A 22,984-nucleotide genomic window follows, 5' to 3' on the forward strand; every position below is an offset into this window, starting at 1 on the left:
AATATTTATAACACAGATTTAAACTGCTCTAAGAAACGCTTATCGTTTTCATAAAACATTCTAATATCAGGAATTTGATATAAAAGCATTGCAATTCGCTCTATCCCCATACCAAAAGCATAACCAGAATATTTAGTTGGATCAATATTACAATTCTTTAAAACATTAGGGTCAACCATACCACAACCCATAATTTCTAACCAACCAGTTCCTTTTGTTATTCTATAATCTGTCTCAGTTTCTAGTCCCCAATAAATATCAACTTCCGCACTAGGTTCGGTAAAAGGGAAGTAAGAAGGACGCAAGCGTATTTTCGATTTACCAAACATTTCTTTAGTGAAATATAATAATGTTTGTTTTAAATCAGCAAAAGAAACATCAGTGTCAATATATAAACCTTCAACTTGATGAAAAATACAATGTGCACGTGCAGAAATATCTTCATTACGAAAAACCCTACCAGGAGAAATAGTTCTAATAGGAGGTTCGTTATTCTCCATATAACGTACTTGAACAGATGAGGTATGTGTTCTTAATAGCGTATCAGGATTTTTTTCTATAAAAAAGGTATCCTGCATATCTCTAGCAGGGTGATATTCTGGTAAATTTAAAGCGGTAAAATTATGCCAGTCATCCTCAATTTCAGGACCTTCAGAAACAGTGAATCCAATTCTGTTAAAAACTTCAATAATTTGATTTTTTACAATAGAAATAGGGTGTCTAGAACCTAACTCAATAGGTTCAGCAGGTCTAGTTAAGTCTCCATAAACACCTTTTTCCTCAACAGAACTCTCAATAGCTTCGTTTAGCTCAGCAACTTTTCCTTCCGCAGATTTCTTTAGGTTGTTTAGAGCTTGGCCAAAATCTTTACGCAGTTCAGCATCTACATTTTTAAATTCAGCAAATAAATCTTTTAATAAGCCTTTGCTGCCTAAATACTTTATTCTGAAAGCTTCCACTTCCTCTTTAGAAGTCGCCGTGAAAGTCTTTACATCTCCAATCAGTTCTTTAACCTTATCTAACATTGTAATATCGTCTGTCCAAATTAAGCCACAAATTTACGTTTTTTTACGAAAAAAAAGAGTAGAAATCACTGAATAACGAAAACGATTGAGAAAACTTAAAAATAAAGTATAAAATCAAATTTAACAAATTGTAAATTAATTATATTTGCCAAGTAAAATTGTTAAATTTTAATAACAGAACAACTAAAAGATTTATGGAATCTAAAATAAATGCTTTTATGGATTACGTTAAAGAACGTAATGCATATGAACCAGAGTTTTTGCAAGCTGTACATGAAGTGGCAGAAACAGTTATTCCGTTTATAGAAAACAACCCAAAATACCAAGGAAAAAAATTATTAGAACGCATGGTTGAACCGGAACGCGTTTTAATGTTTAGAGTACCATGGGTAGATGATAATGGAGAAACTCAGGTTAATAGAGGTTATAGAGTAGAATTTAACTCTGCAATCGGTCCATACAAAGGAGGTTTACGCTTTCACCCATCAGTAAACTTATCTATTTTAAAGTTTTTAGGATTTGAGCAAGTGTTCAAAAACTCATTAACAACATTGCCAATGGGTGGTGGTAAAGGAGGTTCAGACTTTAATCCAAAAGGAAAGTCAGATCGTGAGGTAATGGCGTTTTGCCAATCATTTATGACTGAATTAGCACGTCATATTGGTCCTGATACTGATGTTCCTGCTGGAGATATAGGAGTTGGTGGACGTGAAATAGGATATATGTTTGGTCAATACAAACGTTTACGTAATGAATTTACTGGAGTATTAACTGGTAAAGGAGCTACTTGGGGTGGATCATTAATTCGTCCAGAAGCTACAGGTTACGGAGATGTTTACTTTGCAGAGAACATGTTAAAAACTAAAGGAGATTCTTTTGAAGGGAAAACGGTAGCTGTTTCTGGTTCAGGAAACGTAGCACAATACGCAACTGAAAAAGTAACAGAGTTAGGTGGTAAAGTAGTTACTTTATCTGACTCTTCAGGATATATTTACGATGAAGCTGGTATAGATGCTGATAAATTGGCATTTGTAATGGAGTTAAAGAACGTAAAACGAGGAAGAATTCATGAATATGTAGAGAAATATCCATCAGCAAAATTCTTCAAAGGAGAAAGACCTTGGGGAGTAAAATGTGATGTAGCTTTACCTTGTGCAACTCAAAATGAGTTAAATGGAGAAGAAGCAAAAACATTAGTAGCTAATGGATGTATTTGTGTAGCAGAAGGAGCAAATATGCCTTCTACTCCTGAGGCAATTGAAGTATTCCAAAATGCAAAAATATTATTTGCACCAGGTAAAGCTTCTAATGCAGGTGGAGTTGCTACTTCAGGATTAGAAATGTCTCAAAACTCATTACGTTTATCTTGGACTCGTGAAGAAGTAGATGGTAAGTTACATGGAATTATGAATAATATTCATGAAGCTTGTGTAAAATACGGAACAGAGGAAGATGGTTATGTAGATTACGTAAAAGGGGCAAATGTTGCTGGTTTTGTAAAAGTAGCGGATGCAATGTTAGATCAAGGAGTGGTTTAATATATCCTATAAAATAATTTTAAAAAGGCTTTGTGAATATCACAAGGCCTTTTTCTTTAGTTAGAAAGTAAAGAAAAAGTATTCTTAAAGCTGTGAAAGTAACAACTTTTTCTATGTATAAAATTGAATTTTCACATTCCGTTATTATATGTATCTTTACTCATTGGTAGATATAGACAAGAGAAAGTTTAATCTAGCTAAAAATCAATACGATAAAACTGTTTTTTGATGCTGATGCTATTCAGGTTTAAAAAACATATATATAAACATAGACATAATAATTATGAGTTGTAGCAGTTGCTCAACTAACAAGAATGGCGTTCCAAGAGGCTGTAAGAGTAATGGAAATTGTGGTACTGGAACATGTGGAAGTGGTAATAAACTGGCTGTTTTTGATTGGTTATCAAATATGGCTTTACCTACAGGTGAAGCTCCATTTAATATATACGAAGTACGTTTTAAAAACGGAAGAAAGCATTTTTATAAAAACACAGAAAAATTTACTGTATCAATGGGAGATGTGGTAGCCGTAGAAGGTTCCTCAGGTCATGATGTAGGTATAGTATCTTTAGCTGGTGAATTGGTAAAAGTGCAAATGAGGAAAAGAAAAGTTGAAGCAAGTAGTGAAGACGTAAAAAGGATTTATAGAAAAGCTTCTCAAAAGGATATTGATGTATGGCAAGAAGCTAGAAATAAAGAGCTTGAAACCCAAAGACGAGGAAGAGAGATTATTAGTAAGCTAGGTCTGAAAATGAAACTTTCGGATGTAGAGTACCAAGGTGACGGAACCAAAGCTACTTTTTATTATACAGCGGATGATCGAGTAGATTTTAGACAATTAATTAGAGACTTAGCAAGTGCTTTTTCAATTCGTGTTGAAATGAGGCAAGTTGGTATGCGTCAAGAAGCAGCGAGACTAGGGGGTGTTGGATCTTGTGGAAGAGAATTATGCTGTTCAACTTGGCTAACAGATTTTAGAAAAGTAAATACTGCCGCAGCAAGGTATCAACAATTATCATTAAATCCTTTAAAATTAGCAGGACAGTGTGGTAAGTTAAAATGTTGTTTAAACTTTGAGTTAGATACGTATTTAGATGCTTTAAAAGAATTTCCTAAACAAGATGTCATCTTAAAAACGGAAAAAGGAGATGCTGTTTTTGTAAAAATGGATATCTTTAAAGAACTACTTTGGTATACCTACAAAGAAGAAAGTTTTAAATGGTATAAATTATCTTTAGAACAAGTACAAGAAATATTGGAGCTAAATGCTAATGAAGAATTAGCTTCGCCGTTAGAAGAATATGAGTCGGAAATAATAGCAGAACCGGAAGTAGATTTTGAGAATGTAGTTGGTCAAGATAGCTTAACTCGTTTTGATACGCCTAAAAAGCCAAGAAGGAATAGAAGAAAAGGAAGAAGAAAGCCAGCAAATAAGGCTAAAAATAGTCCAAATAAAACAAATGATAAAACTACTAGAGGAAACAAGAAACCTCAAGCTAATGCTAATAATAGAAAAGCTAAACCGAAGCCAAAAACCAATACATCAGGAAACAAACCTACAGTAGAAAGAAAGAAAGGCGAAAATACTAGAGCTAGAACTAAAAATAGACCAGCAAAGGATACTAAAACTGAGGTAAAGCAACAACCAAATCAGAAAAAGCAAGCTCAAAATAAAAATCAAGGAAACAAACCTAACAATCAAAAAAGGAGAAATAATAACAATAATAATAGAAGGCGGAATAAAAACAACAATAGAAATGCTGAAAACAAAGAGCAAAAGTAACATATTTCTATTAGCTATTATAGCTACTTTTTTTATTGCTTCTTGTGATAAGAATAGGGTATTTGATGAATATATACCCATTCCTCAACAAACATGGAATAAGAGAAATACAATACAATTTGCTTTTTCCATTAATGATACACTTAAAAAACATAATTTATTTCTAAACATTAGAAACAATAAAGACTATGCGTATAGTAACTTATTTGTAATAACAGAAATGAATTTTCCAGATGGAAACAATGTTATTGATACATTGGAATATGATATGGCGGATGCTAAAGGCAAGTTTTTAGGAAGTGGTGTTTTTGATGTTAAAGAAAACAAACTTTTTTATAAAGAAAACATAACATTTCCAAACAAAGGAAACTATACCTTAAAAGTACGTCAATCTATGCGTAAAAATGGCGAAATAAAAGGTATAGAAGAGTTGGAAGGACTTACACATGTTGGATTTAGAATTGAAAAAACAGAATAATGACAGAAGAAAAAACAACCAATTTTAGAAAGTATATAAAATGGTTTTGGGGAATCATTTTAGGTAGTTTAGGATTTATTTGCCTCATATTTTTATTAGCTTCATGGGGAGCACTTGGTGCTTTACCTACTTTTGAAGAGTTGGAAAACCCTAAAAGTGATTTAGCAACGGAAGTAATATCAGCTGATGGGAAAACATTAGGGAAGTATTACGTAAAAGCCAATAGAACGCCCATTAATTATAAAGATTTACCAGAAAACATTGTAAAAGCGTTAGTAGCAACTGAAGACGAACGTTTTTATGAACATTCAGGTATTGATTTTAGAGGCACATTAAGAGCGGTTGCAAATTTAGGTAGAAAGGGAGGAGCAAGTACTATTACTCAACAATTAGCAAAAAACTTATTTAATAAAGGAGGTTCTAGTAATATTTTTAAAAGGCTTGGTCAAAAAATTAAAGAATGGGTTGTAGCTGTTAAACTAGAACGTCAATATACAAAGGAAGAAATCATAACTATGTATTTAAATACACAAGGTTTCTTATTTAATGCTACAGGAATTCGTTCAGCAGCTAGAATTTATTTTGGAAAAGAACCTCGAGATTTAGATTTACAAGAGTCTGCAATTTTAGTAGCCATGCTAAAAAACCCAAGACAGTATAATCCGCATAGAGAAAGATCAAAAGCGAAATCACTTCAAAGAAGAAATGTAGTATTTGCGCAAATGGTTAAAAATAATTTCTTAACAGAAAAAGAAAAAGACTCCTTACAAAAATTACCATTAAAAATAAATTTCACACCTGAAAGTCATAGTGACGGATTAGCAACTTATTTTAGAGAAAACTTGAAGCAGTTTCTTAAAAAGTGGGCTAAAGAAAATCCAAAATCCAATGGAGAAGCATATAATATTTATAAAGACGGTTTAAAAGTATATGTAACTATAGATTCTCGTATGCAGCAGTATGCTGAAGAAGCAATACAAGAACATATGGCTAATCTTCAAGAGTTCTTTTTTAAAGAGCATAAAAAGAATAAAACAGCCCCTTTTTATGATATAGAGAAAGTAGAAATTGATAGAATCATGAGAAGAGCAAAACAAAACTCTACTCGATATAAAAGAATGAAAGCGGCTGGAAAGTCTGAGAAAGAAATAGAGAAATCGTTTAATACAGAAACAGACATGCGTGTTTTTTCTTGGAAAGGAGAAAGAGATACAGTAATGACACCTAATGATTCTATTTTGTATTACAAACATTTTTTACGCTCAGGATTATTAGCTATTCAACCACAAACAGGACATATAAAAGCATGGGTAGGTGGAATTAACCATAGATATTTTAAATATGATGCTGTTGAACAACAAAAGAGGCAAGTGGGATCAACTTTCAAACCTTTTGTATACGCAACAGCTATTAATCAATTAAAAATGTCGCCATGTGATAAACTACCAAATACGCCTTATACAATTCCAAAAGAAAAATATGGAATGCCTAAAGACTGGACGCCTAAAAATTCTAACAATAAATACGGAGGAGAAAAAACGTTAAAGGACGCTTTAGCTAACTCAACAAATGTTATTACAGCAAGGCTAATTGATATGGTTTCTCCTATTAATGTAGCAAGGTTGGCAGAATCAGCAGGGATAAAATCCAAGATTGAAGCAAATCCATCTATAGCATTAGGCTCTATTGATTTATCTTTAATTGAAATGGTAAGTGCTTATTCAACTTTTGCAAATAAAGGATTACGTGTAAGCCCAATGATGATTACGCGTATAGAAGATAAAAACGGAACAGTATTAACTGAATTTGTTCCAGAAACAAAAGAAGTGTTAAGTGAAGAATCAGCGTATGTTATTCTTGATTTAATGAAAGGAGTTACTCAATCAGGTTCAGGAGCTAGATTACGTTCAAAATGGACTAAAAGGAAAAAAGCAACTACAGGTTTCCCTTATGAGTTCACAAATCCAATTGCAGGAAAAACAGGAACTACACAAAACCAATCTGACGGTTGGTTTATGGGAATTGTACCTAATTTAGCAACCGGAGTATGGACAGGAGGTGAAGATAGAGCTGCCCATTTTTACGGTATAGGATTAGGACAAGGAGCTACTATGTCTTTACCAACATGGGGATTATTTATGAAGAAATGTTATGAAGATAAAACGTTAAATATAAGTACGGAAGATTTTGAAAAACCTACTGAAGAATTAACAATCCAAATAGATTGTAGCAAAGCACCTAAAGAGAAAGAAGGAGAAGATTCAAAAGAGAACGAGGAAAAAGAAGAAGAAACTGATTTTTAACACTAACTAAGCAGTATATATGATTAATAAAAAAGTAAAAGATGTACAAGAAGCTGTTTCTGGTGTAAAAGATGGAATGACATTGATGTTAGGTGGGTTTGGATTATGTGGAATTCCAGAAAATGCCATTGCAGAATTAGTACGATTAGGAATCAAAGATGTTACTTGTATTTCTAATAACGCAGGTGTTGATGATTTTGGGTTAGGTTTACTATTACAAAATCGTCAAATAAAAAAAATGATTTCTTCCTATGTGGGCGAAAATGATGAATTTGAGCGTCAAATGTTATCAGGTGAGTTAGAGGTAGAGTTAACACCACAGGGAACGTTAGCAGAAAAATGCAGAGCAGCTCAAGCTGGATTTCCTGCTTTTTATACACCAGCAGGTTACGGTACTGAAGTAGCAGAAGGTAAAGAAACCAGAGAGTTTGATGGTAAGATGTATGTTTTAGAACCAGCATTTAAAGCTAATTTTGCTTTTGTAAAAGCATGGAAAGGTGATGCAGCTGGAAACTTAATATTTAAAGGAACTTCAAGAAACTTTAATCCAAATATGTGTGGAGCAGCAACCATTACTGTTGCAGAAGTAGAAGAATTGGTTCCTGTTGGAGAATTAAATCCAAATCAAATTCATATACCTGGGATTTTTGTACAACGTATTTTTCAAGGAGAAAACTACGAAAAAAGAATAGAACAACGTACGGTACGTCAAAAACTTTAATTCCTAAATGTAGCAATCTATCAATGTAACAATGAAAAATGTAGTTGTAGAAAAATCAATAGAAGTTGCATTGTTAATTATTGAATTTTGTGAAATTCTAGAAAAGAATAAAAAGTTTGTCATTGCTAAGCAATTATTAAAATCTGGAACTAGTATTGGAGCTAATATTCACGAAGCTCAGAATGCAGAAAGTAAATCAGATTTTATTCATAAAATCAAGATCGCAACCAAAGAATTAGAAGAAACAAAATACTGGTTAATTCTTTGTGAGAAGTCAAAAAGTTACCCTTCTGACTTAACTTTAAATATTAAAGTGAAAGAATTAGGTTTAATTCTATATAAAATTTTAAGTACGAGTATCAAGTCAAAATAAATAAGCGTTGTTTTTCAAAATAGATGTTCAGTAAACAAATTAGGTGCATTTTAAAATTGAATTATAATATGCAATTGATACACAGTTACATTACTAAATTGATACATTAAATAAAATGTTAGATAAAAACGGAATAGCTAAACGTATAGCAAAAGAAGTAAAAAACGGATATTATGTAAACTTAGGAATTGGTATTCCAACCTTAGTAGCCAACTTTGTACGTGATGATATTGAGGTTGAATTTCAAAGTGAAAATGGCGTTTTAGGAATGGGACCTTTTCCGTATGAAGGAGAAGAAGATGCAGATGTTATTAATGCAGGAAAACAAACGATAACTACCTTACCAGGCGCAAGCTTTTTTGATTCAGCAACCAGCTTTTCAATGATTAGAGGTAAGCATGTACATTTAACTATTTTGGGAGCTATGGAAGTAGCAGAAAATGGTGATATAGCCAACTGGAAAATTCCAGGGAAAATGGTAAAAGGAATGGGAGGAGCCATGGATTTAGTTGCAAGTGCGGATAATATTATTGTGGCTATGATGCATACTAATAAAAAAGGAGCTTCAAAGCTGTTGAAAAAATGTTCTTTACCATTAACAGGAGTTGGATGTGTTACTAAAATAGTAACCAATTTAGCCGTGTTAGAAATAAAAGACAATACTTTTCATTTATTGGAAAGAGCCCCAGGAGTATCTGTAGAGGAAATTAAAGCGGCAACAGAAGGAACTTTAGTTGTCAATGGAGATATTCCTGAAATGGATATCGCATCCTAAAATTACGTACTAAAAAGATAGATAATAAACTAAGAATTAAAACTTCTTCCCTATGGGAAGGTTAGAGAGGGGATAATGAAAATAATTTCATACAACGTAAATGGCATACGAGCAGCGTTAAAAAAAGGCTTTATAGAGTGGTTAAAAGCTGCAAATCCAGATGTAATTTGCATACAAGAAACCAAAGCACATAAAGAACAGTTGGATGTAACAGAATTTGAGAATGCTGGATATCCATATCATTATTGGTTTTCAGCAGAAAAAAAAGGCTATTCTTCAGTAGCTGTTTTCTGTAAAAAAGAACCTAAACATATTGAATATGGAACAGGAATAGAATCTATGGATTTTGAAGGAAGAAATCTTCGTGTGGATTATGATGAGGTTTCGGTTATGAGTATGTATTTACCATCAGGAACCAATAGTGCTCGTCTTGATTACAAGTTTAAATACATGGATGAAATCCTAGAGTATGCAACTGAATTAAGAAAAACAATTCCTAACTTGGTAATTTGTGGAGATTATAATATTTGTCATGAAGAAATAGATATTCATAATCCTAAAATGAAAGGTGTATCAGGATTTTTACCAGAAGAACGAGAATGGCTAGGGAAATTTATAGATAGTGGATTTATAGATAGTTTCCGTCATATAAATCCAGACCGTCAAGAATATTCTTGGTGGAGTTATAGAGCAAATGCTAGAGCTAATAACAAAGGTTGGCGTTTAGATTATGCAATGGTTGCTGAGCCTTTAAAAGATAAAATAACAAGAGCGTATATTTTACCAGAAGCAAAACACTCAGATCATTGTCCAATAGCACTAGAACTGGATGTTTAACAGAATTATAAGATAAAAAAATCAATAATATTTAAATTAAAATGTTATTGATTTTAACTTCTTACAGGTATAAAAATGAAAAATCTACTTAAACTACTACTTTTTTTTACAACTTCAATAATTGCGCAAGAACCTATTGATAGTACTACTATTGCTAAAAAAGAAATAAAGCAACCTATAGATTCTATAACTACAAAAAATGATTCCATTAATAAACTTAAAAATACATTATTTACAGATGCTGATTTAAAAATAATAGATAGTTTATTGGTTGAAGAACAGTTTAATGCTCCTATATTTGATAGCATTCAATATGTAATTAACGATAAAGACATTATTGGTGATCCAACATTAGTACTTTCTTCAGAATTATTAAAAACCAGATTATCAAAAATAGATGTGAATACACCATTTCATTTAGCTTATAATCCGTCTTTAGAACAAGTAATTAATGGATATTTAAAACGCAGAAGAAAATATTATCCAGCTTTAATGGCTAGAGCACAGTATTACTTTCCAATGTTTGAACGCTATTTAGATCAATACAACATTCCTTTGGAAATGAAATATTTGGCAATTGTAGAATCGGCTCTAAAACCAAGAGCAAAATCAAGAGTTGGAGCCACAGGATTATGGCAATTTATGTATGGAACAGGTGTTCAAGTTGGTTTAAAAGTGAGTTCGTATGTAGATGAACGCCAAGACCCAGTGAAATCTACTATTGCTGCATGTAAATACTTAAATCAACTATATAAAATTTTTGGAGACTGGGATTTAGCTTTGGCAGCATACAACTCAGGACCAGGTAATGTTTCTAAAGCAATTAAAAGATCTGGAGGGTATAAAAACTATTGGAATATTAGACCTTATTTACCAAGAGAAACTGCAGGGTATGTACCAGCATTTTATGCGACTATGTACATTTTTGAATATGCAAAAGAACATAAACTATATCCTGAAGCACCAAAAATTTTTCATTTTGAAACAGATACTATAAAAGTTAAAAAGACCGTTAGTTTTGATCAGATTTCAGAAACAACAGGGATTGATACAGAACTATTATCGTTTTTAAATCCTGAATACAAGTTAGATATTATTCCTTTGGTGAAAGATAGAAAATATGTTGTGAGGTTACCTCGTAATAAAGTCATAGACTTTTTAGAAAAAGAGAATGATTTATATGCATTAGTGGAAAAAGATGATGCCAAAAGAGAAAAACCATTACCTAAGTATTTTGAAATGGATAGGCGAATCCGTTATAGAGTGCGTAGTGGAGATTATTTAGGGAAAATAGCTAAAAGATTTGGCGTTAGAGTAAGTAGTATAAAACGATGGAATGGACTACGTTCAAATAATTTACGAATTGGACAAAGATTAAGTATATATCCAAGGAGATTTAGGAAAGTAAGAAAAAGCACAAAAAAAATTAGCAGTGAACCAAAAGGAAAATATGAAATCTATACCGTTAAAGAAGGAGACTCGTTATGGACGATTTCTAAAAAATACCCTTCAATTTCTATTGACCAAATTAAAAAATGGAACAATATTTGGAGTGTAACAAAGCTTAAGCCAGGAATGAAATTAAAAATATTTAAAAGCTAGAAAACATGAGGAAAATAGCCTTATTTCTAATATCTATATTAACACTTGTTTCTTGTAAAACAGGAGGTAAAGACACGTTTGTATTACCAACATCAACAGGGAGTACAAACAAAATCCTAATTGTTGTTAAAGGAAACGATTGGGAAGGAAAAATAGGAGATGAAATACGAACTGTTTTTGGAGAACATCAAGTTGGTTTACCACAACCAGAAACACTACTTTCAGTAAGCCAAGTTGATCCATCAGGTTTCAAAACCTTTATGAGAAACAATAAGGCTATTCTTTTTATAAGAAAAGGAAAAGAAGAAAGTATTAGAGTTGAAAAAAACAAATATGCCTCACCACAAATATTAGTGTATGCTGTAGCAAAAGATGAAGAAGCTATAATAAAACTAATCAATAAAAGAGGCAAAGAAATTATTCAAACATTCAAAAATGAAGATATTAAGTTTATTCAAAACATCTTTAAAAGAGAAAAAGTAGATGAAAATCAATTTGAAACAATTAAAAACTTAGGAATTACGATTGATATTCCCAAAAGATTTAAAAAAGTGGATGATACAGGTGATTTTTTATGGTTACGTCAACGTTTAAAAAGTGGGATTGCTAGAGGAGATGGTACTAATAATATTCTTATATACAGTGTTCCTTTTGAAGACGAAACAAAAGTTGAAGATAATATTACAGCAGTTAGAGACACTATTGGTAAAAAACACATTCCAGGTAGCAAAGAAGGAATGTATATGATTACAGAACAAGCATACACACCATTTACATATGCAACCACCATGGATAATAAGAATGCCTATGAAACTAGAGGGAAATGGGAAGTTAAAAATGATTTTATGGCAGGCCCATTTTTAAATTATACAATAGTTGATAAACAAAACAAACGTTTAGTAATTTTTGAAGGGTTTACGTATGCGCCTTCTGTAAATAAAAGAGATTTTTTATTTGAATTAGAAGCTATAGCAAAATCGATGAAAATAAAATAAGGTATACTCATTTTTGAGTTTAAAAAGAGCATCAGGACTAGTCCTGATGCTTTTTTGTTATATTTGAGATACTTAACCTTAAACTTAATTATACAATGGAAACAAATTTTTTAGCAATTCTTGGGGCAGCTTTTGTGCCAATGATAATGGGATTCCTTTGGTACGGACCTATGCTTTTTCAAAAAGCATGGATGAAAGAAATGAACTTTACACAAAAAGATATTGAAGGAGGTAATATGCTTCTAATATTTGGTTTGAGCTTTGTATTTAGCGCCATATTAGCTTTTTCAATGCAAATGCTAGTAATACATCAATGGGGAGTATTCTCAACCTTAGCAGGAGAACCTGGTTTTGCAGAGAAAACGGGTGGAGGTTATGCCTATTATCAAGAGTTCATGTCTAATTTTGGTGATCGTTTTAGAACATTTAAGCATGGAGCATTGCATGGCGTTTTAGCTGGAATATTTATTGTGCTACCAATTTTAGGAACAAAAGCATTGTTTGAAAGAAAATCATTTAAATATATTGCTATTAATGTAGGTTATTGGACGGTAACACTTGCTTTAATGGGAGGTATTGTATGTCAATGGGCTTAACAAACTTAGAGATAAAATTATAATACAAAAAAGCATCATTTTAAATTGATGCTTTTTTTATGTAACAAAATCAAAAAAAAATACACCTATTTGTTATACAAACTAATTAGTTGAATGATTTTACGTTTTTTAAATTTAGAGAGAAAACAATATTTCCGCTCCTCGTATTGGGAAAGAAGCATTGGACTTAAAATTCTCTTAGGCTTTTTTGCACTCTATTTTGTGGTAATGTTTTTGTCTTTAGGGGTTGGTATGTATCCAGCTTTGAAGAAAGTTTATCCAGAAAAAGACCCATTTATTGTTGTAAATGAATTCTTATTCTTTTGGTTTATGGGCGATTTAATAGCTAGATTTTTCTTACAAAAACTACCTGTAATGTCTATTAAACCATTATTAATATTACCCATTAAAAGAAGTAAAATTATTAACTATGTTTTAGGTAAATCAGCAGTATCGTTTTTTAACTTCTTACCACTATTTGCTATCGTACCTTTTAGTATTGTATTGATGAGTAAAGGGTATGATTCCATACAGATAGTAACTTGGATGTTTAGCTTAATTATAATTGTATTAATTATTAATTTCTTAAACTTTATAATAGAAAGTATAAGTGCCAAAACAAGTTTGTCTTTTTTACCAATACTGGCAATCGCTTCTGTATTGTTTGCAATTGATTACTTTAAAATATTTTCCTTTTCAAAATTAATTGCTAAGGGAATTTTAGCAATCTCAAATATGCCCATTTTAATATTGGTGTTAATTGCGTTATTGGTGTTGTTGTATGTTTTGAATTATAAACTACTTAAAACAGTATTGTTTTTAGACTCAGCAATAAAAAATAAGGTTGAAGAAGCCAAATCATCTGATTATACTTGGACAAAACGTTTTGGAGATATTGCACCTTTTATGCAATTAGATTTAAAACTTATTATGCGTAATAAAAGAACAAAATCAACAGTTTGGATGTTATTTATAGGACTTTTATATGGCTTATTCTTCTATCCACAACCAGAGTATGCAGATAAAGAGTTCTTTTTTATTTTCATAGGCATTTTTTCTACAGGAATATTCTTAATGAATTTTGGACAATTTATTCCTGCTTGGGATAGCGGTTACTATAAAATGTTAATGAGTCAAAACTTTAAGTATGAACGCTATTTAAAATCTAAATTTATATTAATGGCTATTAGTATCATTGCGTTGTTTCTATTAGGAATTCCCTATGTGTATTTTGGATGGAAAATTTTAGTAGCGCATTTTGCAGCAGCTATTTATAATATAGGTGTAAATACACATGTAATTATGTATGGAGGTTCGTTTAATAGGAAGAAAATTAATCTTGATCAAAAAGCAGCATTTAATTATCAAGGAACAGGAGCAGTACAATGGTTAATAGGAATTCCATTAATGATAGTACCTATGATTTTATTTGGGCTTATCAATTGGTTGGTGAATTTTGAAGTTGCAACGTTAACTCTAATAATATTAGGGGTATTAGGAATTGTATTTCATCAAAAGTTAATGAGCTTTATTACTAAAAAATATATTACAAATAAATACGCAATGATCCATGCATTTGATCAAGAAAACTAACAGAAAACAGTATGATACAAGTAACAAATCTTACCAAAAAATATAAAGGAAATCAGGTTTTAAATATTGAAACATTACAAATACCGAAAGGACAATCTTTTGGATTAGTTGGAAACAATGGAGCAGGTAAAACAACCTTTTTTAATACATTGTTGGATTTAATAAGACCAACAACAGGGCAAATCACCAATAATGAAATTATAGTTAATGAAAGAGAAGATTGGAAAAAAATAACAGGCTCCTTTATTGATGAAAGCTTTTTAATTGGATATTTAACACCTAATGAGTATTTTGAGTTTGTAGGCGAACTTAGAGGAATGAATAAAGCAGATGTAACAATATTTATAACTCAATTTGAAGAATTTTTTAACGATGAAATTCTAGGAAAGAAGAAATATTTACGTGATTTAAGTAAAGGAAATCAGAAAAAAGTGGGGATTGTCGCAGCAATGATGGGAACTCCTGAAGTAGTGATACTAGATGAACCCTTTGCAAATTTGGATCCTACAACTCAAATACGACTTAAAAAACTTATAAAGGAGTTAGTAGATGATAACGAAATAACAGTGTTAATATCAAGTCACGATTTAAGCCATGTAACAGAAGTTTGTGAACGAATTGTGGTCTTAGATAAAGGGAATGTAGTCAAAGATATCAATACCTCTACAGAAACTTTAGAAGAATTAGAAAGCTATTTTTCTGCATAAGATAAAAATTACCATTTTATTACTATTTTTACGCATTTACACACAATAACTTAAAAGGATAGTTGTTGTAAAGTAAATGCGTTATTTAATATGAAAAAAACAACTAAGGGATTAGTATTCAGTGGGATTTTGGCACTTGTGTTATCATGTAGTACAAAAAAGAACAATGTCATAAATCGTAACTTCCATGCAATTACAACCAAGTATAACGTATTGTTTAATGGAGAACAAGCATATTTAAAAGGACTTAAAGAAATTGAAGACAAGCATCAAGATAATTTTTGGAAGCGTTTACAAATAGAGCCTATAACTTTTGATGATAGAAAAATTCAAGCACCATCATTAAAACCTGGGGCAGGATTTGGTAATGAAGATGAGGAAGAGGAACCTAAAAATTTAACGCATTTTGATAAAGCGGAAGAAAAAGCGGTAAAAGCCGTTCAAAAACATTCTATGAATATTGATGGGTATGAAAAGAATCGTCAAATTGATGATGCTTACTTTTTACTTGGAAAAGCCAGATATTATACACAACGGTTTATTCCATCAATAGAAGCTTTTAACTACATAATAGCGAACTACCCAAACGCTAACCTTATTAATGAAACTAAAATTTGGAGAGCAAAAACTAATATTCGTTTAGATAATGAAAAATTAGCGATTGAATCTTTAAAATTTCTTTTGGAAGTAGAAGAGAATGAAGAAGAATTACCAGATAGAGTAAGAGAAGAAGCACATACCGCAATGGCAATGGCTTATGAAAAAACAGATACCATTCAAAAGGTAATTTATCACTTAACCAAAGCTTCAGAGATATTTAAAAATAAAGAACAAGCAGCTCGAAATATGTTCATTTTAGGGCAAATCTATAGCGAACTAAATAGAAAAGATTCTGCTAGAATGGTATTTAAGAAGTTAGCAGATTATAGAAGAGCACCTTATAAATACAGAATTAGAGCTAATATTGAACTAGCAAAAAATACACCTAATGACTCTGCTTCAGTGGTGGTATTAAGTAGAATTAAAAAGCTAATTAAAAATACGGATAATCGTAAGTTCTTAAATGCCTTATATTATCAAGCAGGTGTTTTAGAAAAAGGAAGGAATAAAACAGAGAATGCAGAAAAATATTTTAAAAAATCACTAGAGGCTAAGCATAATAATGATTATCAAAAAACGTATGCATATGAACAGTTAGGAAATATTGCTTTTGATAAACAAGATTATGTGTTGGCAGGATCTTATTATGATAGTGTGTTACAAAAAGCCTCGAAGGAATTTGATCAAGAAAAAAGGATTAGAAGAATAAAACGAAAAAATAAAGGCTTAACTACGCTTAGAAAATATGAAGAAACAGTAAAAACCAATGATAGTATTTTGAAAATTGTCGCTATGAGTAAGGATGAGCAAACCGCTTTTTTCGAAAAATATATTGAGAAAATTAAAAAAGAAGATGAAGAGCGAAGACAACAAATGTTAAATGCTCAGAATTTTGGAAGTGCATTTGGAAGTACTTTTATAGGAAAGAATACAACTAAAAAGGGAAAATGGTATTTTTATAATACACAAAGTGTAGCTTTTGGTAAGGTAGAATTTGAAAGGGTTTGGGGAAATAGACCTTCGGAAGATAACTGGCGACTTTCAGAAAAAAACAACAAGTTGATTACTAATGATGAGGAAGCTTCAGAAGAAGAAAAGAAAGAAGACCCAAGATATATAGTAACTACTTATTTAGATGCTATTCCAAAAGAACCTAAAGAACTAGATAAATTAAGAGAAGATAGAAAAGCTGCCTTGTATCAATTAGGATTAATTTATAAAGAACAATTTAAAAATCCTGAGTTAGCCATTAAAAATCTTGAAAGACTAAAAGCAATTCAAAAAGATAATAAGCTAGAACTAGCTATAGGTTATCATTTGTATCAAATATATTCAAGTATTGGAAATACTGAAAAAGCAAATGAAAACAAGAACCTAGTATTAAATAAATATCCAGAATCTAAGTTTGCACAAGTAATACAATCGCCAAATAAAAAGCTTTCTGAAGAGAACACGAAAGATGATGAGGTGTATAAAAAATATAAGGAAATTTACTACTTGTATAAAGAAAATAAGTTTGAAGAAACCGTTGCAGAGATAGATAAATTCTCTCCATCTGCACAAAATTCAAATTTAATTCCTAAATTAGCTCTTCTTAAGGCTTTGTCAATAGGGAAAACACAAGATAAAGAGACTTACAAAAAAGCACTTGAGTTTGTGTCTTTGAGTTATGCCAATACCATTGAAGGTCAAAAAGCAGAAGAGATAATCAAACAGTTAACAAAGTAAATAGAATTAATAATACTACTTAATTCCCCAAATTATGTTCAGTAAAGAAAGTAAAAAAAGCGGTGACAGATCAGTTTCTGAAAGAAACGTAATAGGAAGTAATACTAAAATAGTTGGAGAAATAATATCGGAAGGTGATTTTAGAATAGATGGAACACTAGAAGGTAATATTCAAACCAATGGAAGAGTAATTATAGGTGAATCAGGCTTAATAAAAGGAAAAGCTGATTGTGCCAATGCAGATATAGAAGGAAAGTTCTCGGGAGAATTACAAGTTTCAAATACCTTAACAGTAAAATCAACTGCAAATATAACAGGAGATGTTGTTATAGGAAAACTTTCGGTTGAGCCAGGAGCTACCTTTAACGCTACTTGTTCAATGAAAGGAGCAGTAAAAGAACTGAAGAAGAACGAACAAGGACGTGCCGAGAAATCAGCTTAATAAATACCTTCGCTTCTCAGGAATTGCTATTCAAATGGGTGCAACCATATATCTGGGAAGCTTGTTGGGAAATTGGTTGGATGCTAAATTTCCAAACGACAATCAACTTTACACAAAAATTTGTACACTTGCAGCAGTTTTCGGAGCAATGTACTCTGTAATTAGACAAGTAATCAAATTAACTAAAGATAATGATTAAACGAATTTTTGTGTTTTTAGCCGTAGTAGCAGTAGTGTTTTTAACCACCTATTTTCTTCATAATTATGTTTTAAACACTAAAGATATTCAGTTGTCTTTCCCTTTGTTAAGTATGTACTTGTTTAATGTAACTGCATGTGTGTTAATTTACATTATAGTAGAACTAGTTGTAGTTCCTTTGCCTAATGAAACAGGATATCTGTATTTAGCTTTAATGATGATAAAACTAGGCGTGTTTTTACTTTTATTTCAAGGGTTTATTTTTTCAGAATCAGGATTATCTAAACCAGAAAAACTTGCCATTTTACTTCCATTACTTACTTTTTTACTAATAGAAGCAGGTTTTGTTTCAAAACTATTGAATAACAAGTAGTTTTATTCTTGGAGGCTGAAAATAAAACCCATGTTAAAACTAAATAAGAAAAGGGTTTGTAGTTTTAATTTATTGTGTACCTTTGCACGGAAATTTACAGACCAAAAACTCTATATTTAGTAAAGGTATGATGGTAGCAAACAAAACTATCAAGTTAATTACAGTTTTAGTACTAGTATTTACTTCATTTACAGCATTCGCTGGCGGTGGTGACAAGACTACTTCGAATGACGGAGGTCAGATTAACACCAAAAAAGAAATCAAAGGATACATTAAACATCACTTGGCAGACTCACATGATTTTGCGTTGTATTCATACACAAATGATGCTGGTGAAAGGAAACATGTTGGTTTTCCATTACCTGTAATCGTATGGACAAGCAAAGGATTAAAAACATTTATGTCGTCAAAATTTCATCATAATGATGATGGGCATGTTGTTGTAGATGCTGGAGGTGTTAAGTTAACAAAAATACACAGTAAAATATACGAGTTAAACGAAGGTGCTGAAGCAGTACAGTTTGATGCTGAACATCATGCGACGAATGCACACAGAGTTTTAGATTTTTCTATAACAAAAAATATTTTCGGAATCTTATTAGCTGGTTTATTAATGATTTTAGGATTTAGATCATTAGCAAACGGTTATAAGAAAGGAGCTATACCAACAGGAGTTGGACGTTTCTTAGAGCCATTAGTGTTATTTGTTAGAGATGAGATTGCGATTCCTAATATCGGAAAAGATAAATACAGAAAGTTTATGGGATTCCTATTAACAGTGTTTTTCTTTATTTGGATATTAAATTTATTAGGATTAACTCCATTAGGATTTAACGTAACAGGAAATATTGCAATTACTATTTGTTTAGCGTTATTTACATTCGTTATAGTTCAATTTTCAGCAAACAAAGACTATTGGAAACATATCTTCTGGATGCCAGGTGTACCTGTACCAATGAAAATAGTTTTAATGCCTATTGAAGTTTTAGGTATGTTAACAAAACCATTCTCTTTATTAATACGTTTATTTGCAAACATTACAGCGGGACATGCTGTTGTAATGGGGCTTATTGCAGTAGCTTATACGGCAAGAGAAGTTTTAGGAACAGCAGGAGGTTTTAGTGTTTCTTTATTATTAACATTATTTATCTCTTTAATAGAGCTGTTAGTGGCGTTTTTACAGGCTTTCATCTTTACAATGTTGTCTTCATTGTTTATTGGTATGGCTGTAGAAGATCATGACCACCATTAATTTAGAAAAGAAATTTGTTTAATTTATATATAAATCAATTATTATGACAATCCCAAATTTAGTTGGAGCAGGATTAATCGTAATCGGAGGAGGATTAGGATTAGGAAAAATCGGTGGTAGTGCAATGGAAGCTATCGCTCGTCAACCTGAAGCTGCTGGAAAAATCCAAACAGCAATGATTATCATCGGAGCATTATTAGAAGGTTTAGCATTTGGTGCGTTAATCTTAGGTGCATAATTCCGAAACAAAAAACTAAAACAGTTCTGTGACGGTTGGTTACAGAATTGTTTTAAACAATTAAACAAAAACAAAAGAAAAAATTTAGATTAGTAATGGGAATATTTAATGATTTTTCACCGGGTCTATTTATCATGCAAGCTATTATATTATTAATATTAATAGCGTTAATGGCTAAATTTGCATGGAAACCAATCTTAAATGCTTTAAATGAAAGAGAAGAAGGAATTCAAAATGCATTAGATCAAGCAGAAAATGCTCGTAAAGAAATGCAAAATTTACAAGCAGATAATGAGCGTTTAATTAAGGAAGCGAGAGAAGAGCGTGATGCCATGATGAAAGAAGCTCGTGAAATTAAAGATAAAATTATAGCAGATGCTAAGCAAGAAGCAGAAGAGCAAACATCTACTATGATTAATAATGCAAAAGCAACTATTAAACAAGAACAACAAGCAGCAATAGCTGAATTAAAGAAGAAAGTAGCAGACTTATCTATAGATATTGCACAAACTGTTGTTAGAAAAGAATTAGCTTCACAGGACGATCAATTAAAACTTGTGGAGGGAATGTTAGAAGAAGTTACTTTAAACTAATCATTCAATGAAAGGAGCAAGACCAGCATTACGTTACGCAAAAGCAATATTAAATTTAGCCAAAGAATCTGGTAAAGAAACTGAGGTTAATGACAACATGAAGTTAATAGTAGATACTATTGCAGGAAGTAGCGATTTAAATGCAATGCTTAAAAGCCCTGTAATTAAAGCAGCCGATAAGCGTAAAGTACTAACAGCACTTTTTGGAGAAAAAGTAAATAACATTGTAAAAGGTTTGTTTAATCTATTAGAAGAAAACAAACGTATGTTGATGTTAGAACCAATCGCTAAGCAATATACTGTTATATATGATTATTATAAGAGTATGCGTGTGGCTAAAGTTACTACAGCGGTATCACTAACAAAGGAGTTAGAAGATAAGATTCAAGCTAAGATAGTAGAACTTACAGGAAATAGCGCGACAATAGAAAATATAGTAAATCCAGATATTTTAGGAGGATTTATCTTACGTGTTGGAGATGTGCAGTATGATGCAAGTATCTCTAACCAATTTAATGAATTAAGAAGAGAGTTTGACAATAGTCATTATATTCCAAAAATTTAATTATACATCAAACAATATAAGATGGCAGCAATTAAACCAGCTGAAGTATCAGCAATTTTAAAGGAACAATTAACAAATTTCGAAACAAAAGCAACGTTAAGCGAAGTAGGAACTGTTTTACAAGTAGGTGATGGTATCGCACGTGTATATGGTTTATCTAACGTTCAGTACGGTGAATTAGTTGACTTTGGTAACGGTTTAGAAGGAATCGTATTAAACCTAGAAGAAGACAACGTAGGGGTGGTATTATTAGGGCCATCAGTAGGCGTTAGTGAAGGTTCTACAGTTAAACGTACTGAAAGAATTGCTTCTTTAAAAGTTGGAGAAGGTATTGTTGGTCGTGTAGTAGATACATTAGGAAACCCAATTGATGGTAAAGGACCAATTGAAGGAGAAACTTATGAAATGCCATTAGAGCGTAAAGCGCCTGGGGTAATCTACCGTCAACCAGTAAACGAGCCAATGCAAACTGGAATTAAATCTGTTGATGCAATGATTCCAATTGGACGTGGACAACGTGAGTTAATCATTGGAGACCGTCAAACAGGTAAGTCAACAGTAGCTATTGATACTATCTTAAATCAGAAAGAATTTTACGATGCAGGTGAGCCAGTTTATTGTATCTACGTTGCCGTAGGTCAAAAAGGTTCTACAGTAGCTGCAATCGCTAATATGTTAGAAGAAAAAGGAGCGTTAGCCTATACTACAATAGTAGCAGCAAATGCTTCAGATCCTGCACCAATGCAGGTATATGCTCCATTCGCAGGAGCGGCAATTGGAGAATATTTCCGTGATACTGGTAGACCAGCTTTAATTGTTTATGATGATTTATCTAAGCAAGCAGTAGCTTACCGTGAGGTATCATTATTATTACGTCGTCCACCAGGACGTGAGGCGTATCCTGGAGACGTTTTCTACTTACACTCAAGATTATTAGAGCGTGCTGCAAAAGTAATCAATGATGATTCAATTGCTGCTGAAATGAACGATTTACCAGATTCTTTAAAAGGTAAAGTAAAAGGTGGTGGATCTTTAACAGCATTACCAATTATTGAAACTCAAGCAGGAGACGTTTCTGCATATATTCCAACAAACGTAATTTCGATTACTGATGGACAGATTTTCCTTGAGTCTGATTTATTTAACTCGGGTGTACGTCCTGCAATTAATGTAGGTATCTCGGTATCTCGTGTAGGAGGTTCAGCTCAAATTAAATCAATGAAGAAAGTATCAGGTACTTTAAAGTTAGACCAAGCTCAGTATCGTGAATTAGAAGCATTTGCTAAGTTTGGATCTGATTTAGATGCAGCTACAATGAATGTAATTTCTAAAGGTAAGCGTAACGTTGAGATTTTAAAGCAAAATCAAGGAGATCCTTTTACAGTAGAAGATCAAGTTGCTATTATCTATGCAGGTTCTAAGAACTTATTAAAAGATGTTCCTGTAAATAAAGTAAAGCAGTTTGAAAGAGATTTCTTAGACTACTTAAACGCTAAGCACAGAGATGTGTTAGATACCTTAAAAGCTGGAAAATTAACTGATGAGGTTACAGATACCTTAACAGAAGCAGCTAAAGAGATTTCGGCTAAATTTTCAGCCTAGTAAATAAATAAAAACAATTTCCCGCTGTAAAAAAGCGGGAAGCTTTATAATTTTAAGTGCAAATCA

General features: G+C 31.9%; 23 protein-coding genes. 22 read left to right on the top strand and 1 reads right to left on the bottom strand.

All coding sequences use genetic code 11. From position 1 onward, the window contains the following. Window positions 1-5: 5 nt before the first annotated feature. Window positions 6-1,025 (bottom strand): phenylalanine--tRNA ligase subunit alpha, encoded by a 1,020-nt coding sequence (pheS, locus tag ABNT65_RS15100; RefSeq protein ID WP_348703078.1) that lies wholly within the window; start codon window positions 1,023-1,025, stop codon window positions 6-8. 194 nt (window positions 1,026-1,219) lie between these two features. On the opposite strand from pheS, the gene gdhA reads away from it, so the two are divergent. The 22 genes from gdhA to atpA all read left to right on the top strand — a co-directional run bounded on the left by gdhA (window position 1,220) and on the right by atpA (window position 22,918). After that, the gene (gdhA, locus tag ABNT65_RS15105; protein WP_348703077.1) at window positions 1,220-2,563 is read left to right on the top strand and encodes an NADP-specific glutamate dehydrogenase; all 1,344 of its coding nucleotides are present in this window, start codon (window positions 1,220-1,222) and stop codon (window positions 2,561-2,563) included. A 283-nt stretch (window positions 2,564-2,846) separates the two neighbouring features. Further along, window positions 2,847-4,346 (top strand): regulatory iron-sulfur-containing complex subunit RicT, encoded by a 1,500-nt coding sequence (gene ricT / locus ABNT65_RS15110; RefSeq protein WP_348746207.1) that lies wholly within the window; start codon window positions 2,847-2,849, stop codon window positions 4,344-4,346. Beyond that, window positions 4,321-4,824 (top strand): gliding motility lipoprotein GldH, encoded by a 504-nt coding sequence (locus ABNT65_RS15115; RefSeq protein ID WP_348746208.1) that lies wholly within the window; start codon window positions 4,321-4,323, stop codon window positions 4,822-4,824. Before ricT ends, ABNT65_RS15115 begins: the two co-directional genes overlap by 26 nt. Next, complete coding sequence (locus ABNT65_RS15120; RefSeq protein WP_348746209.1) at window positions 4,824-7,127, top strand: transglycosylase domain-containing protein; 2,304 nt, start codon at window positions 4,824-4,826, stop codon at window positions 7,125-7,127. The genes ABNT65_RS15115 and ABNT65_RS15120 overlap by 1 nt, the downstream gene beginning before the upstream one ends. 19 nt (window positions 7,128-7,146) lie before the next feature. Next, window positions 7,147-7,848: a CoA transferase subunit A gene (locus tag ABNT65_RS15125; protein WP_348703073.1), complete on the top strand. Its 702-nt coding sequence runs from the start codon at window positions 7,147-7,149 to the stop codon at window positions 7,846-7,848. 31 nt (window positions 7,849-7,879) lie between these two features. Then, window positions 7,880-8,221 carry a four helix bundle protein gene (locus ABNT65_RS15130; protein WP_348703072.1) on the top strand — a complete coding sequence of 114 codons (342 nt, stop codon included), beginning with the start codon at window positions 7,880-7,882 and terminating at the stop codon, window positions 8,219-8,221. A 115-nt stretch (window positions 8,222-8,336) separates the two neighbouring features. Then, window positions 8,337-8,996, top strand: a complete 660-nt coding sequence (locus tag ABNT65_RS15135; protein ID WP_348703071.1) for a 3-oxoacid CoA-transferase subunit B — start codon at window positions 8,337-8,339, stop codon at window positions 8,994-8,996. Between the two features lie 75 nt (window positions 8,997-9,071). Continuing rightward, a complete protein-coding gene (locus ABNT65_RS15140) occupies window positions 9,072-9,833 on the top strand; it encodes an exodeoxyribonuclease III (RefSeq protein ID WP_348703069.1) in 762 nt (253 codons plus the stop codon). A gap of 75 nt (window positions 9,834-9,908) precedes the next feature. Beyond that, window positions 9,909-11,435 (top strand): lytic transglycosylase domain-containing protein, encoded by a 1,527-nt coding sequence (locus ABNT65_RS15145; RefSeq protein ID WP_348746210.1) that lies wholly within the window; start codon window positions 9,909-9,911, stop codon window positions 11,433-11,435. Window positions 11,436-11,440: 5 nt separating this feature from the next. Beyond that, entirely contained in the window at window positions 11,441-12,430 is a 990-nt protein-coding gene (locus ABNT65_RS15150) for a DUF4837 family protein (RefSeq protein WP_348746211.1), read from the top strand. A gap of 95 nt (window positions 12,431-12,525) precedes the next feature. Next, window positions 12,526-13,026, top strand: a complete 501-nt coding sequence (locus ABNT65_RS15155; protein WP_348703066.1) for a DUF1761 domain-containing protein — start codon at window positions 12,526-12,528, stop codon at window positions 13,024-13,026. Between the two features lie 114 nt (window positions 13,027-13,140). Beyond that, window positions 13,141-14,619 carry a DUF5687 family protein gene (locus tag ABNT65_RS15160; RefSeq protein ID WP_348739531.1) on the top strand — a complete coding sequence of 493 codons (1,479 nt, stop codon included), beginning with the start codon at window positions 13,141-13,143 and terminating at the stop codon, window positions 14,617-14,619. An 11-nt stretch (window positions 14,620-14,630) separates the two neighbouring features. Continuing rightward, the gene (locus ABNT65_RS15165; protein WP_348703064.1) at window positions 14,631-15,326 is read left to right on the top strand and encodes an ABC transporter ATP-binding protein; all 696 of its coding nucleotides are present in this window, start codon (window positions 14,631-14,633) and stop codon (window positions 15,324-15,326) included. Window positions 15,327-15,416: 90 nt separating this feature from the next. Then, window positions 15,417-17,654, top strand: a complete 2,238-nt coding sequence (locus tag ABNT65_RS15170; protein ID WP_348746212.1) for a tetratricopeptide repeat protein — start codon at window positions 15,417-15,419, stop codon at window positions 17,652-17,654. Between the two features lie 34 nt (window positions 17,655-17,688). After that, window positions 17,689-18,096, top strand: coding sequence for a polymer-forming cytoskeletal protein (locus ABNT65_RS15175; protein ID WP_348703062.1), 408 nt, complete (start codon window positions 17,689-17,691; stop codon window positions 18,094-18,096). Further along, window positions 18,077-18,295: an AtpZ/AtpI family protein gene (locus ABNT65_RS15180; protein ID WP_348703061.1), complete on the top strand. Its 219-nt coding sequence runs from the start codon at window positions 18,077-18,079 to the stop codon at window positions 18,293-18,295. The genes ABNT65_RS15175 and ABNT65_RS15180 overlap by 20 nt, the downstream gene beginning before the upstream one ends. Then, window positions 18,288-18,668, top strand: a complete 381-nt coding sequence (locus ABNT65_RS15185; RefSeq protein WP_348703060.1) for a DUF6168 family protein — start codon at window positions 18,288-18,290, stop codon at window positions 18,666-18,668. The genes ABNT65_RS15180 and ABNT65_RS15185 overlap by 8 nt, the downstream gene beginning before the upstream one ends. A 127-nt stretch (window positions 18,669-18,795) precedes the next feature. Beyond that, on the top strand, window positions 18,796-19,920 hold the full coding sequence (atpB, locus tag ABNT65_RS15190; protein WP_348703059.1) for a F0F1 ATP synthase subunit A: 1,125 nt from the start codon (window positions 18,796-18,798) through the stop codon (window positions 19,918-19,920). 43 nt (window positions 19,921-19,963) lie between these two features. After that, a complete protein-coding gene (locus ABNT65_RS15195) occupies window positions 19,964-20,158 on the top strand; it encodes an ATP synthase subunit C (protein ID WP_010181760.1) in 195 nt (64 codons plus the stop codon). Between the two features lie 95 nt (window positions 20,159-20,253). Further along, entirely contained in the window at window positions 20,254-20,751 is a 498-nt protein-coding gene (locus ABNT65_RS15200; protein ID WP_348703058.1) for a F0F1 ATP synthase subunit B, read from the top strand. Between the two features lie 7 nt (window positions 20,752-20,758). Next, on the top strand, window positions 20,759-21,316 hold the full coding sequence (atpH, locus tag ABNT65_RS15205; RefSeq protein ID WP_348703057.1) for an ATP synthase F1 subunit delta: 558 nt from the start codon (window positions 20,759-20,761) through the stop codon (window positions 21,314-21,316). A gap of 21 nt (window positions 21,317-21,337) precedes the next feature. After that, a complete protein-coding gene (atpA, locus tag ABNT65_RS15210) occupies window positions 21,338-22,918 on the top strand; it encodes a F0F1 ATP synthase subunit alpha (protein WP_348703056.1) in 1,581 nt (526 codons plus the stop codon). Window positions 22,919-22,984: the final 66 nt, after the last annotated feature.

It is taken from the genome of Tenacibaculum sp. 190524A02b (assembly GCF_964036645.1).
Classification (GTDB): Bacteria; Bacteroidota; Bacteroidia; order Flavobacteriales; family Flavobacteriaceae; genus Polaribacter; species Polaribacter vairaonense.